The 19,793-nt window shown below is 36.1% G+C and carries 13 protein-coding genes; 9 read left to right on the top strand and 4 right to left on the bottom strand.

All coding sequences use genetic code 11. The features are described 5' to 3' along the window. Window position 1 precedes the first annotated feature (1 nt). From qoxB to JIN86_RS04060, 4 genes are all read right to left on the bottom strand, one after another. Window positions 2-1,945 carry a cytochrome aa3 quinol oxidase subunit I gene (gene qoxB, locus JIN86_RS04075; RefSeq protein WP_004226589.1) on the bottom strand — a complete coding sequence of 648 codons (1,944 nt, stop codon included), beginning with the start codon at window positions 1,943-1,945 and terminating at the stop codon, window positions 2-4. Window positions 1,946-2,006: 61 nt separating this feature from the next. Beyond that, window positions 2,007-2,912, bottom strand: coding sequence for a cytochrome aa3 quinol oxidase subunit II (qoxA, locus tag JIN86_RS04070; RefSeq protein ID WP_004226591.1), 906 nt, complete (start codon window positions 2,910-2,912; stop codon window positions 2,007-2,009). Window positions 2,913-3,738: 826 nt separating this feature from the next. Further along, window positions 3,739-4,581: a DUF2785 domain-containing protein gene (locus JIN86_RS04065; RefSeq protein ID WP_004226593.1), complete on the bottom strand. Its 843-nt coding sequence runs from the start codon at window positions 4,579-4,581 to the stop codon at window positions 3,739-3,741. A gap of 240 nt (window positions 4,582-4,821) precedes the next feature. Continuing rightward, complete coding sequence (locus tag JIN86_RS04060) at window positions 4,822-5,286, bottom strand: hypothetical protein (protein ID WP_004226605.1); 465 nt, start codon at window positions 5,284-5,286, stop codon at window positions 4,822-4,824. A gap of 215 nt (window positions 5,287-5,501) precedes the next feature. Between JIN86_RS04060 and JIN86_RS04055 the strand changes: the two genes are divergently transcribed. From JIN86_RS04055 to JIN86_RS04015, 9 genes are all read left to right on the top strand, one after another. Beyond that, a complete protein-coding gene (locus tag JIN86_RS04055) occupies window positions 5,502-6,485 on the top strand; it encodes a hypothetical protein (RefSeq protein ID WP_004226606.1) in 984 nt (327 codons plus the stop codon). 118 nt (window positions 6,486-6,603) lie between these two features. Then, window positions 6,604-7,893 (top strand): trigger factor, encoded by a 1,290-nt coding sequence (gene tig, locus JIN86_RS04050; protein ID WP_004226607.1) that lies wholly within the window; start codon window positions 6,604-6,606, stop codon window positions 7,891-7,893. Between the two features lie 681 nt (window positions 7,894-8,574). After that, window positions 8,575-9,846 (top strand): ATP-dependent protease ATP-binding subunit ClpX, encoded by a 1,272-nt coding sequence (gene clpX, locus JIN86_RS04045; RefSeq protein ID WP_004226608.1) that lies wholly within the window; start codon window positions 8,575-8,577, stop codon window positions 9,844-9,846. A gap of 229 nt (window positions 9,847-10,075) precedes the next feature. Beyond that, a complete protein-coding gene (gene lon / locus JIN86_RS04040; protein WP_004226610.1) occupies window positions 10,076-12,400 on the top strand; it encodes an endopeptidase La in 2,325 nt (774 codons plus the stop codon). A 4-nt stretch (window positions 12,401-12,404) separates the two neighbouring features. After that, window positions 12,405-12,986 (top strand): ribosome biogenesis GTP-binding protein YihA/YsxC, encoded by a 582-nt coding sequence (gene yihA / locus JIN86_RS04035; protein ID WP_004226613.1) that lies wholly within the window; start codon window positions 12,405-12,407, stop codon window positions 12,984-12,986. 135 nt (window positions 12,987-13,121) lie between these two features. Beyond that, on the top strand, window positions 13,122-13,295 hold the full coding sequence (locus tag JIN86_RS04030; protein WP_004226614.1) for a YjfB family protein: 174 nt from the start codon (window positions 13,122-13,124) through the stop codon (window positions 13,293-13,295). A 143-nt stretch (window positions 13,296-13,438) separates the two neighbouring features. After that, window positions 13,439-15,100, top strand: a complete 1,662-nt coding sequence (locus tag JIN86_RS04025) for a hypothetical protein (RefSeq protein ID WP_004226616.1) — start codon at window positions 13,439-13,441, stop codon at window positions 15,098-15,100. Between the two features lie 181 nt (window positions 15,101-15,281). Continuing rightward, window positions 15,282-16,730: an S-layer homology domain-containing protein gene (locus JIN86_RS04020; protein WP_004226619.1), complete on the top strand. Its 1,449-nt coding sequence runs from the start codon at window positions 15,282-15,284 to the stop codon at window positions 16,728-16,730. Between the two features lie 18 nt (window positions 16,731-16,748). Beyond that, complete coding sequence (locus JIN86_RS04015) at window positions 16,749-19,667, top strand: vWA domain-containing protein (RefSeq protein ID WP_202341301.1); 2,919 nt, start codon at window positions 16,749-16,751, stop codon at window positions 19,665-19,667. The last annotated feature ends 126 nt before the right edge of the window (window positions 19,668-19,793 follow it).

The raw sequence follows: 19,793 nt of genomic DNA, 5'->3' as shown, positions 1-19,793 counted from the left end.
ATTATTTATCACCTCTCAAGCTTTTCTCAGTTGCCATTACTTCTTCAACTGAAATGTAACGACCATGATCTTTTTCAAATGAACGATGGATCATGAAGCCAAATACACCAAGCATACTGATGATGGCTGGAATCCATAGATTAAATACAGCGAAGAATGCTGCAAGGAAGAAGAATCCACTCATCCAGAATGGTGTGCCTGTATTATTTGGCATGTGAATTTTTTCGATTGTACCTGCCGTAATATCGCGACCTTCTTTTTTCGCGAACCAGAACTCATCTAAGCGAGTAACGGTAGGCACTACGGCAAAGTTATATTCTGGTACTGGGGAATGAGTAGCCCACTCAAGTGTACGACCATCCCAAACATCTGCCTTTTCATTACGAGGCATATGCTTCCAGCTATAGTAAATATTGTAGACGATTAATGCAAAGCCGACTGCAAGTCCTAGAGCACCGACGAACGATAACATGTTCAATGGACCATAACCAGTAGACTCAGAATAAGTGTACATACGACGAGCATAGCCATCTAAACCTAAAATGAATAGCGGGAAGAATGTTACGTTGAAGCTGATGGCAATGAACCAGAAACCAGCTTTCCCTAATTTTTCATTTAGACGGAAACCGAACATTTTAGGCCACCAGTAGTGGTAACCTGCAAGGACACCAAATACTGTACCTGGAATTAAAACATAGTGGAAGTGGGCAACTAAGAACATCGTATTATGATATTGGTAGTCAGCACTTGCCATCGCTAGCATTACCCCTGTAACCCCACCAATTGTGAAGATAGGAATGAAGCCAAGTGCATAAAGCATTGGTGTTGTAAATTGAATTTTCCCGTGCCTCATTGTGAGTAGCCAGTTAAATATTTTAACCCCAGTAGGAACTGCGATTGCCATTGTTGTAATAGAGAAAACACTGTTTACCATTACACCATGACCCATTGTATAGAAGTGGTGGGCCCAAACTACAAATGATAGTAGGGAAATGACCACCATACTCATTACCATTGATTTGTAACCGTATAAGTTTTTACGTGCGAATGTTGCAATGATTTCTGAGAAAATACCGAAAGCAGGTAGGATAACGATATAAACCTCAGGATGTCCCCAAACCCAGAAAAGGTTGGCCCAAAGCATATCCATACCACCGTCTTGCATTGCAAAGAATTTTGTGCCGAATTGACGGTCAAACATCATCAGAGCAAGCGCTACAGTTAATACTGGGAACGCGAATACGATAATAATGTTTGTAATTAAAATAGACCAAGAAAACATTGGCATTTTCATTAATGTCATACCAGGGGCACGCATTTTAATGATCGTCGTGATAAAGTTAACACCAGTCATTAAAGTACCAATACCTGATAATTGAAGGGCTAAAGAATAATAGTTATTCCCTACAGTCGGACTAAATTCCGTACTTGCAAGAGGGAAGTAGGCTGTCCAACCAGCGTCTGGTGAACCACCGATAATGAATGATAAGTTTAATAAACCAGCACCTGCTGCAAATAACCAGAAACTGACAGCATTTAGACGTGGGAAAGCAACGTCACGTGCACCGATTTGAAGTGGAATGACAATGTTCATTAAGCCGATAACAAATGGCATTGCCATAAATAGAATCATTAATAAACCGTGTGTTGTGAAAATTTCATTATAGTGTTGTGCATCAAGAAGTCCGTTATCTGGAACGGCTGTTTGTGCACGCATTAATAGTGCATCGATACCACCGCGGAATAGCATTAATAATGCTACTGCGATATACATAATCCCGATTTTTTTATGGTCAACAGTTGATAGCCAGTTTTTGTAGAAATAGCCCCATTTTTTGAAATAAGTAAGGCCTGCTACGATAACCACTGCACCAACTACGATACTAATAGCTGCCGCTAAAATCATCGGTTCTTGCATTGGATGGAATAATTCTTCCATACTCATTGGATGCGCTCCTTTCAGAATTAAAAATTAATGTCTCGATTCGTTCAACGATAAAATCAAATTAATGACCAGAATGTTCATTATTCATGTCTTCTTCAGACATATCCCCATGATCCATTTCATCCATATTCATGTGTTTACCATGTTCCATTGGAGCTGGTCTAAAGTCTAAGTGTGTAGATGAGAAGCTTTGGCGACCAACATGTTCTGCCTCTAAAAGCTCATCAAATTTTTCTTCTGTTAATGGTGCCTCTTTCGCTTTAACATCAGCAACCCATTTATCGAAGTCTTCTTGTGTCATAGATTGTGCTTCAAATTCCATTTCTGCAAAGCCACGTCCATTAAAGTTAGAGTTACGTCCCATAAATGAACCAACTTCATCTGCTGCAAGGTGAATTGTTGTTAACATATCACTCATAGCATATTTTTGACCTGCTAATTGAGGAATCCAGAAACTTGTAATTGGACCAAATGAGTAAAGCTTAAATTCGATTGGACGATCCACCGGAAGGTTTACATAGTTAACTGTTTCAACACCTTCTTCTGGATAACTAAAGTGCCATTTCCAGTTTGATGATGATGCATAAATCACTAAAGGCTCCTTATCGTCATAACCTGCTGGTTGAGCTTCTACTGTAGATGTTGTTCTTACTGTCACAACAGCTAAAAATGCTACGATAATAATTGGAATTACTGTCCATGTAATTTCAAGCAGATGGCTTCCTTCTTCATGAGGAGGCTCATAATCTGCAGCTGCTTTTGATGCACGATATTTTGTAAGCATAAAAGCCAAAAGCACATACACGACTAGCAATATAAAGGCCATCGTAATAATGGATAAGATAATTGTGTTTGATAATGTTTCAGCATTAGGTCCCTTTGGATTGAACACTGTTAATGGTTCACATCCAGCAAGAAGAGCAATCGCACTCAATGCTACTAACATTAAACTTAATTTTTTCTTCATGTTTGACTCCTTTCTATAGAACGGCTATTCATAAAATTCATGTGTTTTTTGTCAGTGTCACATTTACAAATAGTTGATACTGAGGTCACCTCTTTTATCTTGGCGTATCAATCAACAACATAAGAAATTACAATGGCATGGTTCAATATGAAACATAAAATCTAGTGTTGATTGATCTGATGCAAGCGTTAGCAAAATCAATGATGTGCACAATCGTTTAAATACGTACTTGGTTAACTACGATTGCCACATTCTCTCGTTGTTTGCACATTGGATTATACGCCCTGTTTTTAAGAAAAAACATAATTTTGTTATGAAAATGATAGTATAGAGGTATTGAATTTGAACATTTTTTGAACAAAAATCGTTATTTTAGTATTGGTATTTATAGGGTTTATTTATTAAACACTGTGTAAACGTTGAAAATACTACATTCCTGATGTTTACCTAAGTAAATAATTTAAAATGTGAAAAATGGTATTTCACATTTTAGACGCTGTTTTGTAATAAAATCATTGTCATAACAGTCCTGTCGGGATTTTTTATTTGCCTTTTATTCAAAAAAGGAGTAGATGCAATGACGTTTTGTGGAAACAATAGGTTGAATTTTCAATGAAAGGAATGAGTAAGGAGGGAATAAATGGAGTGAAATATTAATTATGTTAATATAATAACTGTTTTTCTTTAATACCCTTATTTTTACTTATTTTGTTTTATCTGAAAAGTAAAAAGCAAACTAAGAGCGTTCTTAGTTTGCTAGTATTTTAGAAAAAAATTATGTTATCAAGAATTAAGCGGTGTAATTCAGCATTTTTAAAATTACCTGTCAATCACCAAGCTTCAGCCATTTGGCTACTTGTGCATAAATCGTATTTTGAAGCTGTGGAGCTTTATTATTCATTTTCAAAGAAAAATACAGTGTTTTCATAAAGTTTAAGGTACAAGTTCTTCCGCTAAAGAAGAGCTCATTATAACCTTGTGTCATTAAATGCATCTCGAACTTATCAAAAGCCTGCTCAACAAATTCGATCAGTGCTTCCTCTGAGTAATTCTGAAGCAATAACGCATCCACTATATTAATTAAACGTTCCTCTTCATCGTTAATAAAGACTGTTTCTTTCCAAGTGACAAGTTTTAATGCATGTAAAATGGATGGCGCATGCTGTAAATCGAATTTTGGATGTTTTATTGTTGTTGTAGCTAAATCTGCACCATGTGCAATACTGTGTGCCCATCCTTTTTCCTGAACATATCCTCTCGTATCCTGTTCTAATAACAAATAACGGCCAATTTTTTTAAAGAACACTTGTAGGTTTTCCTCTCTTAAAACGAGTAATTCAGCGTCCTTTGCAAGAAGACCTGCAACTAGTAAAGCGGAAAACGAACGTGTAAAGACACTATCCTCTGTTTTATCTCCGATATGTAAATATAAAAAATCCTCACCCGTAACTGTATCAAACAAATATTGAAGTTGTTGAGAATTCAATAAATTATCACTTAGTAAATCAACAAAGGTGCGATAAATGAGGTGGTCTCGTAACTCGGCATCAACTGAGCCAATATGGGCTAACATCTCCTGTAATAGCCAATCACTATGCTGGAACATAAATGTCTGACGCTCAGACAGTGTCATTGTTGAAAAAGACTGTAATGTTTCTTTAATATCCACGTTAAAAAAGCCCCCAAAATATTTTTGTACTATATATTATAGCGCCATTTCATTTCGAAGGGGTAAATTTGAAACCTTCATTTTAAATAAGCACAGTTAGAATGTCCTCTTTAAAACATAATTTTTACAATATTATTTCCAGAAACTATAGAAAGTTGTTATGATAGAAACGCAATTAAATGGTAAAACTAAAATGTGAACAATAAAAAGACATACCTATTTAAGTATGTCTTTGTCTAGCTAAATAATGACTGCTGATTTAATGCCAATTGGCCATTCAGTGAGCGTGTGTTGATTTGTCTTTAACTCGACAAGAATATTGGCATTTTTGATTGTATCAATAAGCCATTCACTATAGTGACGATTTGGTTCAGGATGCTGTAAAATCTGCTGCATATCTTTTTTATCAACATGTAACAGCTTGTAGTTACATTCAATGTTTACTTTTTGAGGAATAATGGAAAGAGACTCATTTTGATGACCAAGTGCAATAGATCCAGGAATACACCCTTGGATTTTTAAAATATAGGTGCTGGCTTCTTGTGTGTAGACATCAATTTTGGTGCGTGTTAAAAGTTCAAATTCTATCGGCTTATCTTGAAAAGGGCCATCCGTTGTAGAAATTGAAATGACTTTAATCGATAATGCCTCGAATGCAGATGAGATACAATGATCAAATTCTGTAATTGTATCAAGTAATTGCATGGATTCCACTCCTTGTGTAAGAACTTGATTTTCTTGATGCAGACAACAAAGGGGGAGTGTCTGCGAATTGTGATAAATTTTAGACTATTCTAATTATAATACAATTTATTACAAAATATGAATGCAAAAGCAATAATTTTTTGTTAAAAACAAGAAAATTGTGGATTTTTTAGTAAATAGCAGAAATGAAAAATTAGAACAAAGAGGTGAGAAAAATGACAAAAAGAAAGCGTCATGTCATTAAACATGACAATGTTGTTGTTTTTCCGGGCGCTGTCCAAACTTTAATACGTGAAGGACATATGTTTGCTGAAAATTTTCAGTATGAAAAAGCGGTGGCGAGTTTTGAAAAGGCATTTGTGTACGAAGCTGGAGATGAACTTGCTCTTAGTGCGTATGCTTTTGCCTTGTATGAATTAAAGGACTATAGCAAGACTAAGAATGTTTGTGAGCAATTATTTTCAATGGGTACGTCATTTTATGTAGAAATCATGGAATTGTACATTACCGTATGCATGCAGTTAAAAGAATACCATCAAGTAGAGTCATTAATTACAACCCTACTTGAAGAAAATGTTTTGCCTCAGGATCAAATTGAAAAATTTGAACGTTTAAAAAATTTGAATAGTGAAGTGTCTAAGAATCTAGAAAAAAAAGAAAATGCACAGCGGTTAATAGAAGAACAGGAATATGACCTTGAGAAATTTGGGGCACTTAGTCCAAATGAGCAATCCATTCGCTTACATCGACTGATGGATACAAATGTAAGACAACTAAAAGAGCCATTGAAAGAGATTATTGAATGTTCAACGATCCATCCGTTTGTCCAAAGTCTAGCACTCATATTATTAGTAGAACAAGAAGTAGCTATCAATGTTACAGTGGCCAAATTTAATCAAACAAAAATTGTTAATCCTACTAAATTAGTATTACCTAACCAGCTACCACAGTATGGAGAAATAAAAAATATACTAGAAGTGAAGCTAGAACAAGACCCTTCAACGTTAGAAATGGTACAATATTTAATGGCAAAGCATGCGATTGTAACGTATCCATTTGAATGGCACCCGTTCGAAGCAGATGATGTTGCCTATAGTTATATTGATTTTGTCTTAGCGATGCTTGGAAATGTACAAGAAATGGACTATGAAATCATTGACTTTTTACAAATGTTAGAAAAGCTAACAGAACTACATTAGGTATGAAATAAGTTGAAACTATACACATCTATGTTATACTAAAATGGTTGTCAAAATCGTAGTTACGAATGAATTGTCTAACATCTAAACTTGATTATTTATTTGGAGGTATTTATACATGTCAGCAAAATGGGAAAAACAAGAAGGTAATATCGGTACTCTTACAATCGAAGTACCTGCTGCAGAAATCGACGCAGCAATGGACCAAGCGTTCAAAAAAGTTGTAAAACAAATTAACGTACCAGGTTTCCGTAAAGGTAAAATGCCTCGTAAAATGTTTGAACAACGTTTTGGTATCGAATCTCTATACCAAGATGCATTAGAAATCATTGTTCCTGAATCTTATGCAAAAGCAATTGATGAAGCTGGGATTATGCCAGTTGATTACCCAGAAATCGCTGGTACAGAAAACTTTGTACATGGCCAAGATTTCACATTCACTGCACAAGTTACAGTGAAACCGGAACCAAAGCTAGGAGACTATAAAGGTCTAGAAGTATCTAAACTTCCAGTAGAAGTAACAGATGAAGAAGTAGATGCACAAATTCAAGATCAATTAGCTCGTAAAGCAGAGCTTGAAATCAAAGAAGACGAAGCAATCGTAGAAGGTGATACAGCTGTGATCGACTTTGAAGGTTTCGTTGGTGAAGAAGCTTTTGAAGGTGGTAAAGGTGAAGACTATCCACTAGAAATCGGTTCAGGTTCATTCATTCCAGGTTTTGAAGAGCAACTAGTTGGTGTTAAAGCTGGCGAATCTAAAGATGTTGTTGTTACATTCCCAGAAGAATATCATGCAGCTGAATTAGCTGGTAAAGAAGCTACTTTCAAAGTAACAGTGAAAGAAGTTAAAACAAAAGTTCTTCCTGAGTTAAATGATGAATTTGCAAAAGAATTAGATCCAGAAGTTGAAAGCGTTGAAGCTTTACGCGCTAAAATTAAAGAACAAACTGCAGCTCAAAAGGAAACAGAATCAGATGCAGCTCTTCGTGATGAGCTTGTAGAAAAAGCAGCTGAAAATGCTGATTTTGAAGTACCAGCAGGTATGATCAACTCTGAAACTGATCGTATGTTACAAGAATTTGGTCAACGTTTACAAACGCAAGGTATGAACCTAGACCTTTACTACCAATTCTCTGGTCAATCAGAAGAAGACTTACGTGGCCAAATGAAAGAAGAAGCTGAAAGCCGTGTGCGTGTATCATTAACACTTGAAGCAATTGCTGAAGCAGAAAAAATTGAAGCATCTGAAGCTGATATTGAAGCAGAATTAGAAAAAATGGCTGCTCAATTTAACATGACTAAAGATCAAATCACTAGTGCTTTAGGTGGAACAGCAGTACTTGAAAACGATATCAAAATCCAAAAAACAGTTGAATTTTTAGTAGAAAACGCTAAAATTACTGAATAAGATTTTGTGTAATTAGATAGCCCAAAAAAACAAGGTACGGCATTCATCCGTGCCTTGTTTTATCACATAAACTCTTAGAAATCAGTCCCCTTAACATTAATTCACTTTATACTTCACTTATACATAGTATTGTTTTAGTTTTTATCTTCATTCAGCAGATGTTTTTGTATCCAAAGTATAATGTCAGGTACAAAAAACTCCCATCTCACATAGATGGCGAGCTGTAAACTTTTTAACCTTTTTAGTGTGTGTTTAAACCACGACTGGATGAAGATAGTGCCTGCTGGCAGGCGTCAAGGATTTTGATTGAAGTCCTAGCGCTATTAGAGTCAAGGCGAAATTGATACGATGCTAAACTTAACTTCATTCAGAAAGGTTCTAACTAAATAAAATTTATTTTTTGAGTGATATACCCTTGGTTGATGAATGTAGTAGATTTATAAATAGAGATCAGTAGTTTGTAGTGTGTCGGAAGTGAATAAATGTAACTTTATAGCAGTATAAGGTGGCGAAGTAAGCAGGTTCCTATAGCATGCTTCGAAAGACAAATGAAGTAAAGTACATGTCGATGCGTTATAATCTACACATGCATAATTACTGAGGCGTAAATGATGCAGACAATTTATTTGATAAAGGTTCAATAATCTTGTAAGATTGTTGCTTGAATAGGGGTGAAACATATTGTTCAAATTTAATGATGAAAAAGGCAATTTAAAATGCTCATTTTGTGGAAAACCACAAGAACAAGTGCGTAAATTAGTTGCAGGTCCAGGTGTTTATATTTGTGATGAATGTATCGAGCTTTGTTCAGAGATCGTTGTAGAGGAACTAGGTGTAGAAGAGGAAATTGAATTCCAAGATATTCCAAAACCAAAAGAAATCTTAACGATTTTAGATGAGTATGTAATTGGACAAGAGCGTGCTAAAAAAGCATTGGCAGTCGCAGTTTACAATCACTATAAACGTATCAATACGAATAGTAAAATTGATGATATTGAATTAGCAAAATCGAACATTGTGTTAATCGGCCCAACTGGTAGCGGTAAAACTTTATTAGCTCAAACGTTAGCACGTATTTTAAATGTTCCATTCGCTATTGCGGATGCTACCTCTTTAACTGAAGCAGGTTATGTTGGTGAGGACGTTGAAAATATTTTATTAAAGTTAATCCAATCAGCTGATTATGATATCGAACGCGCTGAAAAAGGGATTATCTATATTGATGAAATTGACAAGGTTGCACGTAAGTCGGAAAATCCATCTATTACACGAGATGTTTCCGGCGAAGGTGTTCAGCAGGCACTCCTAAAAATTCTTGAAGGAACAGTTGCAAGTGTTCCACCACAAGGAGGACGAAAACATCCACATCAAGAATTCTTACAGATCGATACAACCAATATTCTTTTCATTGTTGGCGGTGCATTTGATGGTATTGAAACCATTATTAAACGACGTCAGGGTGAAAAAGTAATAGGATTCGGTTCAGATCCTAATATAGTAGATGTAGATGAAGGTTCTATCATGTCCAAGCTGATTCCGGAGGATTTATTGAAATTTGGTTTAATACCAGAGTTCATTGGTCGATTACCTGTACTTGCGAGTCTGGAGCAATTAAACGAAGCAGCACTAGTACAAATTTTAACAGAGCCGAAAAATGCACTAGCCAAGCAATATCAAAAAATGCTTGAATTAGATGGCGTTGAGCTTGAATTTGATGAAGATGCTCTTGTGGCAATTGCTAAGGAAGCAATTGAACGTAAAACAGGTGCGCGTGGTCTTCGTTCAATTATTGAGTCAACAATGCTTGATGTAATGTACGAATTACCTTCACGTGAAGACGTAAAAAAATGTATCATTACAGCAAAAACAATTACGGATAAAGAAAAACCGAAATTGCTTCTTGAAGATGGCACTGAACTCGATGAAGGTAGCGACACTAAAACTTCAGCATAATGAATAGATGTGGCTGTCTACCGTTGTGAGATAGAGAGTAATTAGCTGACTTCGATTGTGCAATATTCGCACATATCGACAGTCAGCTTTTTATTCATTCCTACATAAAGCAGCTGTAACTTGAAGAAATTTTTGGCTCGCTTCAATATCTAGTGTGAATCAACTTTTTAAACACATACTAGTAGCGCGGGATGTTAACATGAAAATTTTGACGGAGGTGAATGCCCGCATGGTGACAATACAAAAAACAACAAATGTACCATTATTGCCTTTGCGTGGACTTTTAGTATTCCCATCGATGGTGTTACATATTGATGTGGGTAGAAATCGTTCTGTAGCGGCCCTTGAGCAGGCAATGTTAGAGGACCAAATGATTTTATTGGTAACACAAAAAGAAATGCACGATGAACAACCTGAAGAGCAAGATTTGTATTCAGTTGGTACAATTGCTTATGTCAAACAAATGCTTAAATTACCAAATGGCACATTACGTATCCTTGTAGAAGGAGTTGCTCGTGCAACGTGGAAAAACTATCGTGCGTTAGAGAAGTATACGGTTGTCGATATCGAGATTAAAGAGGAGTCAACTGAAAAAGATGTAGAAACACAAGCATTAATGCGGACATTGTTGACGTATTTTGAAAAATATGCAAAATCATCCAATAAAATCACGACTGAGACGATCAATACTGTAACGGATATTGAAGAGCCTGGCCGTTTAGCAGATATTATTGCTTCTCATTTGCCCTTTAAAATTGCCGACAAGCAAGAAGTATTAGAAATGCTAAGCGTTAAAAAACGACTAGATCATTTAATTATTCGCTTGCATGATGAACAGGAAGTATTGGATCTAGAAAAGAAGATTAATTCCAAAGTAAAGCAGTCAATGGAGCGTACGCAAAAAGAATATTATTTACGTGAGCAAATGAAAGCTATCCAAACGGAGCTGGGAGATCGCGAAGGGAAAACTGGAGAAGTTGCAGAATTACGGAAGCGTATCGACGAAGCTGGTATGCCAGAAACAACAAAGGAAGCAGCACTGAAAGAATTGGATCGCTATGAAAAAATACCTGGAGCTAGTGCAGAGAGCGGTGTTATTCGCAATTATATTGATTGGCTTATTTCATTACCGTGGACAAATGCTACAGAGGATCGCATGAATATTACCCATGCTGAAAATATTTTAAACCGTGATCATGATGGATTAGAAAAAGTCAAAGAACGTGTTCTAGAATATTTAGCAGTACGTCAGCTGAAAAATTCACTTCGAGGGCCAATTTTATGTTTATCAGGGCCTCCGGGTGTTGGTAAAACATCATTAGCTCGCTCCATTGCCGAAAGTTTAGATCGTAAGTTTATTCGTATTTCTTTAGGTGGTGTTCGAGATGAATCGGAAATTCGCGGACATCGACGTACGTATGTTGGTGCAATGCCAGGACGTATTATTCAAGGAATGAAAAAAGCAGGTACCATTAATCCGGTATTTTTATTAGATGAAATCGATAAAATGTCGAATGATTTTAGAGGTGACCCAGCAGCAGCCATGCTTGAAGTTTTAGATCCTGCACAAAATAATACATTTAGTGATCATTATATTGAGGAACCATATGATCTATCTAATGTGTTATTTATTGCAACTGCCAATGATTTAAGTAGCATCCCAGGACCATTATTGGATCGTATGGAAGTAATTTCTATAGCAGGCTATACTGAAATCGAAAAAGCTCAAATTACAAAAAATCATCTCATACCAAAGCAGCTTAAAGAACATGGTTTGAAAAAAACACAAGTGGTAATCAAAGATGAAGCAGTTACTGATATTATACGTTACTATACTCGGGAAGCAGGAGTGCGCGGTTTAGAACGACAAATCGCTACGCTTTGCCGTAAAATTGCCAAAGTAATTGTATCTGGTGAGAAAAAACGCGTAACGGTTAGCTCAAAATCATTACAAGATTTGCTCGGTAAACATCGTTTCCGCTATGGACAGGCTGAAAAGGAAAATCAAGTGGGTGTCGCAACTGGACTTGCATATACAACAGTTGGTGGAGATACATTACAAATTGAAGTTTCTTTAACACCAGGTAAAGGGAAGTTACAACTTACTGGTAAGCTTGGTGAAGTAATGAAGGAATCTGCTCAAACAGCATTATCCTTTGTACGCACGAAGATGGAACACCTTAATGTGGATGCAGAATTTTTTGATACACATGATATTCATATCCATGTGCCAGAGGGTGCTGTACCTAAAGATGGACCTTCAGCTGGTATTACAATGGCAACAGCTATCGTTTCGGCTATTCTACATCGCCCGATTCGCCGCGAGGTAGGTATGACAGGTGAGATTACCCTGCGTGGCCGTGTATTGCCAATCGGCGGCTTAAAAGAAAAAACTTTAAGCGCTCACCGTGCAGGATTAACGACAATCATTTGTCCTAAGGATAATGAACGTGATATAGAGGATATTCCAGATAGTGTACGTGAGCAACTAACATTTAAACTAGTGTCATCGGCTGATGAAGTATTAGCCTATGCGCTGGACGGAGGTTTTTAAAAAAATGAAAGTCCATAATGTCGAAATGGTCATTAGTGCGGTACGACCAGACCAATATCCAGAAGATGGACTGCCAGAATTTGCATTAGCAGGTCGTTCGAATGTAGGAAAGTCTTCCTTCATAAATCGAATGATCGGACGTAAAGCTTTAGCACGTATTTCATCTAAGCCTGGTAAAACACAAACCCTTAACTTTTATAAGATTGAAGAGCAGCTGTTTTTTGTAGATGTTCCAGGGTATGGTTATGCAAAGGTTTCTAAAACAGAGCGTGAGGCATGGGGAAAAATGATCGAGCGCTATTTTACAGGACGCCAGGAGTTAAAAGCAGTCGTACAAATTATAGATTTGCGACATCCTCCAACAGCTGATGATCGTATGATGTATGATTTTTTAAAGCATTACAATATTCCTTGCATTGTCATTGCAACGAAGGCAGATAAAATTCCAAAAGGTAAGTGGGATAAACATAAGAAAATTGTCAAAGAGACATTGGAGTTGGAAAAAAGTGATCCTCTTATTGTCTTCTCTTCAGAAACGGGACTTGGCTTTGAGGAAGCATGGAAAACAATCGAAAATAAAATGTAGTAAAAAGCATCTATTGTATCTAAAGTGTTAGGACAATAGATGTTTTTGTATTTTCAATCGAGTGGTGTAGAAAATTAGGGAAAATACTTGATGATGTAACTATTTGTCCGATAAATTAGATAGGAGGTGGACTAGATGGATATCGCAGCTTTATCGATGGCAATGAACCAAACAACACTTATGCAAAATGTATCTTTAGCTGTTACGAAACAGGCAATGGAAATGCAACAGCAAAATACAGAACAGTTAGTTGAAATGTTAGATGCTCCACATCCAACAGCCGGACATACAATTGATATTCAGGTATGAAGTAGGCAAGGTAGCTTGATGTTAAAAGCTACCTCAACTTTTGTTTTTAGAAATAAATTCAAGAAGGCCTAAAATGTAACTTTTCGAATAAGAAAAACTACCAATAATACGATATACTAATAATTAGTAAGGAGGCAGGTTTTTTGAAAAAATATTTATACATACTGATGATTACTTTATTGATGATAGTTGGTTTTTCCTTTAATCAATCTGCTAAAGCTGCCCAACTAGTGACAGGGACATTTGTTGATGTAACTTTTTCAGAATATACGAAACCAGATGGTACGATAGAAAAGCAACTTAGTAAAATAACTTTGGAAAATGATCGTGGGCGAACTGTAACGTTTAATATTAATAAAAATACTAGATTATATATTAATAATACGTCTACAACGATTGAGGGTTTTAAGATGGGGATGGAAGTCGAGGCTGAAATTTCTCTTAGAAGTGTTGTTGAACTTCGCGGTACCTCCCATACACCAACAGAAACAAATGTACCTTCAACAGAAAGCAGTAATGGTAAAACAACTGCTGGTGTCGTAACGAGTATTGATCCAAATGGTTTATTTATCATGGTAAAACCAGATGTTGGCGCAGAAACGACATACTATTTAAATAAAGAAACCAATTATCAAAAAGGTTCTTCTGCAACAGATATTAGTGCTTTATACGTTGGGGATAGAGTTAAATTAAGTTTCAAAAATAAAACTTCCTCAGTCATATCAAAGGTAGCTATCAGTGAAACAGGTACGCTCGTTGAAAACTTATATAAAGGCGAGATACAAGCAGTCAATCCTAATGCCAACAAGCTTACCGTGAAAAATCAGCATGCCTTTGTTAACTGGCAATTTGGCTCTCAAACAACAAATGATCTTTCAACTATGCCTTTTACATCCAAAGTACCAATATATGTTGGGAATACGAAAGTCGAGAAAGGTCAACTGAAAAATTATATAGGTAGCGAAGCATACTATGCGACCGTTAAACAATTTGGTAAGGAAGTAATAGAGAAAATTGTTGTATTGAAAAATAATGAAAGAACATATTACGAACCAATGCTGTCTGTTGATACAGATTACCAACTACTGAAATTGAAAACAGCAGGAACAATGTATTTCCATAATGGAACTATTTTAATTCGAAATGGACGATTAATTGAACCTACTGGTCTTATGGCATATGGTACTGCATTTGTTGTGGCTGATGGGGCTACTCGTGATCACTATGCCCAAGTAATACAAGTTACAAGTGATAGCTTCATGTCACCTAATCTTGCAGGTCATGAATTATATTATGGACGCTTATCTCAAGCAGATGGATATGTAATTGAAATTGACGATGCGATGAAGATTGAATCGAATGTTTTCAAGAAAGCAGATCGTACGGTACTGTCGGTTAGTAATTCAACGAAAGCTATGGTAGATGACGGCAATAAAACGTATAGTGTCATGCCAGATATTGAACTTTACTTATCTGAGGGAGATTATGGTTATTTCTATGTGAAGGAAGGCCATGTACAAGCTCTTCATATTTTAGACAAGGCTAAACCTGTTGCCCCTCTAATGCTCGCAGGGAAACTACAGTCTGTGAAATCTACGTATCCTGCAGTCATTAATGTCAAGAGTGTTAGTCAATGGCAAAATGGTCGTTGGTATGAAGCGGGTGAAATGGTTAATATGAATATTGACCAAGCGACACTGATTAAAGCAGGTAAGGTGATTCAAGCTTCTGACTTACAGCCATCTGATCGTTTAGTTGTATTATCAGATCGATTTGTTAAAGCTCATTTTATTTTGGTAGATTAGCAATATTAAACTAAAAAAATCTGCGAGTCTTATGCGAATATGTTTCATAAGCTAAAGATGAGGAAGTTACTTTGAATAGGCTAAATTGTGTATACATTCGCAAGACAAGCAGTTTTTTTAGTGGTATTAGAAACAAGCTTCATTATGCACGCAAATGCACAGTGAAAGAGAGGAAAAGCGAATGCAAAAAAAATTATCTAAAATCATGTTTCTAGTCCTTGCTGTTTTTTTGATTGGAACAACTATTCCGTTCAATGCATCAGCCGCTTCATTAGAAACAACAGGTGCAGTAAAAAATGAATATACATATGAAGAAGCTGTGTTCCTTTCAGGGACACCTGTTATTTTTAAAGGGACAAGCAAAGATATTAAAATTGCACAAAAAGAATCCAAAGGTAAATTAACTGAAACGTATAGCATGAAGTTAACAGCAAGCAATGGCGCTACATTGACAAGAAATATTGCCTATGAATCGGATGTAGTGGATTATGCAGTTCTTGGTCAAAAAACATCCAATGGTGAAGTGAAGAAATACACGGAAAAAATTACAATTGGCGCCATTACTTATTCCTTAGTCGATTATCAATTTTCACAAGGAACAGTTACTGATAATCGTGCAGCCTCTGATTATTACTCAGGAAATATTATTTCTAGAAAAACCTATGCTTTTGAAACAGGAAAAGGAAAAAATGCTGTTCAAAACACAGTAACGATTGAAACAGATAGTCGACATGCAGGCTATGAGAACTTCTGGGGTGCGACAGAAACTCAAATCACGGAGTCTGTTTATTCCTATAGTGATGGTAAAACAAGTCATGTGAAAAATCGTTTATCTACAAGTAAATCACGTGTGTTAAATTATGAGGAAAATCTCGGTAGCTTAGGGAGTTTTGAAGGTGGATATGCAGTCGTAAGTGAAAAGGATGTTATTTCTGAATATACATACGACCTATCTTCAGGACAAAAAGGTACACTTGATTTAGATACAGAGTACATGCCGACAATTGAACGTCTTATCATTCCTAAATTCAGAGATTTAACAACCCATTATGCGAAAGAAGCAATTGAAAAACTTTATTCTTTAGGTATTTACTCAGATTCAAGTAACTTCTTTTCTCCTAATACACCAATGAAACGTATTGATTTTACGACGGCTATTGGTAAAGCGGTTGATTTACGTGTGTTTGAAGAAAAAAAATCAAAAAAGACACCTACTACAAGTGTTTTTAAAGACTTGAAGCGTTCTATTAAAGATTACGGCTATATTGAATCAGCCTTAAATAAAGGGATAATTAAAGGTGTATCAGCTGACTACTTTAAGCCAGATAATGCGATTAATCGAGCGCAGGCTGCAACTATCTTTGTCCGTGCTTTAGGACTAGAAAATAGAGCACCTGATCCTGGATACTTAACTAAATTTACAGATGACAAACAGATTCCAAATTATGCGAGAGATGGCATCTATATAGCGAATGAACTTGGCTTAATGATTGGTGATGCTGCTGGTCGTTTTAATCCAAATAAACCGCTAACGCGTGCAGAGGCATCAGTTGTTCTAGAACGATTCTTGAAATATTTAGAGGATGACTTAAAACAAAACTATCGTGATGACATATTGTTCTTTAACTAAAGAAAGGATGGAACAAAAATGACCTATGTAAAAAAAGCATTGCTTGCTATGCTTTGCTTCATGCTTCTACTGATGACAGCTACACCTACTGTTACGCAAGCAGCTCCAACAATTAGAGATGTTCCAACAAATAGCAATAATTATAAAGCTATTTCATGGGCGGTCGATAATGACCTGATGTCCTTAAATAGTGCAAGTAATTTTTTACCAAATGATCAAGTGACAGATCGCGATCTTGTTCTGATGTTTGCCAAACTAGATCGGAACTATGCTTTATCTTATATAGATAGTGTTGCTTATAATTTCTATAGTGATTTTTATTTACCATTTAACGGTACACATGTTAATACGAATCGAACAAAAGCTGTAACACGTGGCCAATTTGCCCAAATCTACGCGGCTTTTAAAGGCTTAGATTTAGATGAGCCACAGGCAGTTCAATATTTATATTCAAATGATTTATCTACAAGTTCTACAGGCAAAAACACATTTGCTAGCTTTAATCCTTCCACAAAATTAACACGGGGTGATGTTGCTGTATTTTTCTATCGTGCTGTTCAAAATAGCACTTTCGCAGTACAAGGATTAAAACGTAGTCCAGCTGGTCGTGATAATGATAGTATTACGTTACCTCCTGGTTTTATGGGATCTAGTAGTGCTGATTTTGAAGAGCCAAAGGATAATTCAAATGATTTTACTGGACCAAATAATGTTAATAATGCATTGCAGAGTATCGTGGTGGAAAAGCCTGATTTAATTGCAAATAATGTGGATACAACACTAGTTACGGTGTCTTTAAAGGCTTGTAATGGTGATCCTATCGCTGATGATAAATCCTATTCATTCCGCGTGAAGGCATCCTACGGAAATATTGTTGATACCTCAGGTGAAGCAGTTGACATTGTCCAATCGGATGGTTCAACTGTATCTGCTATAGTGGTAGCACCAAAACTAACTAAATCAGTACGTGATACAATAACTTTTGAACTGATTAATAATACGGACCCAGCATTGAAGTGTCTTGTTGGAGAGAAACTAAACGCAGAAGTGCGTTATGCACCACAGCCTGAATTACGTATTGATTACCAAGTATACGACCCAGCAAATACAGATGATAATGGGAGCGTGATTCCTGAATTTCCAAAAAGTGAAGATATTCCAGAGTTCTTTACGCAAAACTTAATTGATGTTTATAGTCCAGTTCCTCTCAATGCTAATTCAGATAAAAAATTATTTAGTATTGGGCAGCAAACAAATGTGACGGACGTTTTAGGGAATGTGCAAAACATCTATTTGCGTTACGGTGGATCTGATCCTAAATATCCGGCATTAGGTTATGAAAATGCTATTCTTCAATTTGAAAACTATAATATTTCTGTTTACTTATTTGAGGAACTTTTAAAGACACGTTTTGAGAACTCTGTTACAATGCCAGCTAAAACGGAAATAATGTATTTAATTGCTGACGATGGTCGTCCTATTTATCGCGTTCAGGGCATTGACGATGATATTGCCTCACAGGTAGAGAATATTAATCCAGTCGGCGCCATTATTCAGCTTATGAAAGAAATGCCAGACGAAAAAGATTTAACATTAGAACATTATGATAGTGTTATGAAGATTTATTCGATCTTCACAAACTTAAGTAACTATGACCGTACAGTATTATTAAAATACCAAGGCGGTAAATTACTTGGACAAGTAGAGGCCTTTAAAAAACGAGTAGAGGCACTAAAGGAAAGTGCGGATGCGGCATCAAGACCATCAGGAAAAGATCGTTATACAAAAGTAATGGTGACTTTAGTGCGTCCTGGTGGAGAACCTATTACAGATTATCAAGGGACTGTTAAAATTAAGTATGACGGAGTAGAAAAAACAGCTTCATTCATTACGAACACTTCTGATCCATTAAATAATACAGGAAATCCAGGTACTGCTGTAGCCTACTTTGATTCAGTTATATATGGTAAATCTAAAGTGGAAGCAAGACTTGTCAATCCAATAGACCCTCGCTATGCAACGTCCTTGAAGGGTTTAAAAGATAAAACAGTGACGAAAGATATTTTCACGAATCCATACTTCAGTAAAAATTCTTGTTCTTTAGCAACAGAAATTGCCTATGTAGTGGATTATTCTTCTTCCATGAAAGCTGTTGATCCAACAAATTATCGTGGGAAGAAAATGATTGAACTAATCAATCAATTAAAGGCTAAAAATAACATAGTCATTGAAACCAATACAAAAGCAACAGTACTTGGAGAAGGTACAACAGAAAATGTGTTGAAAAAAGACCTTTATAAAGCATCGAAAGAAAAGGGTGCAACCGATATTTTTGCAGGCATCGATATTGCTTTAACAAAATTCTCGAATGATTCGAAAACATCCAAAGCGATTGTTGTTGTATCTGATGGTAAAACAAGTAAATCAAAAATGACAAAAGTTATAAATGAAGCGAAAAAGCAAGGGGTCAAAGTATACACAGTAAGTATGGGCAAAAAATCACAAGTAAATGACGCCACTTTAATGCAATTATCTTCAGAAACGAGCGGAGCATACTTCCATGCAATTGATAATATGCAATTGCACCAAGTCTTCCAGAAGTTAATTGATACAATTTTATGTAAAACGCAAACTTCGAGCTGTATCAATCCAGAAGATTTATTTGAAGAGACAAGTGTTTCGCTACGAAAAGGTTATATTACAATGAGTGCTCGAGTTGATGGTAACTGTCAAAATGTTGCGAAGATGAATGTACGTTTTAATTCAATCAGTGGAGATGTCCAATTTGATTTGCAAAAGCGTAGTGATCAAGTTTATATGTTAACAAAAACTGTTCAAACGATGCAGGACTTTAAAGTCAATGATGAGATTGAGTTTATAGCATACGATAAAGATGGAAATATGATTGCAATAAAGACTGTTACAATAACAAATTAATGAGAAAACTGCCTCCGATGATGGGGGCAGTTTTTTAATTTGAAACAACACGTATAATTTGTTACACTTAGTTTATAATAATTCTAATGTGGATGACGAATTGCAGTTCTTCATGACATGTTCACA

The sequence above is a fragment of the Lysinibacillus sp. HST-98 genome, from assembly GCF_016757845.1.
Taxonomy (GTDB): Bacteria; Bacillota; Bacilli; order Bacillales_A; family Planococcaceae; genus Lysinibacillus; species Lysinibacillus capsici.
The sequence above is the reverse complement of the archived record's forward strand: the minus strand, read 5'-3'. Positions and strand labels throughout refer to the sequence as shown.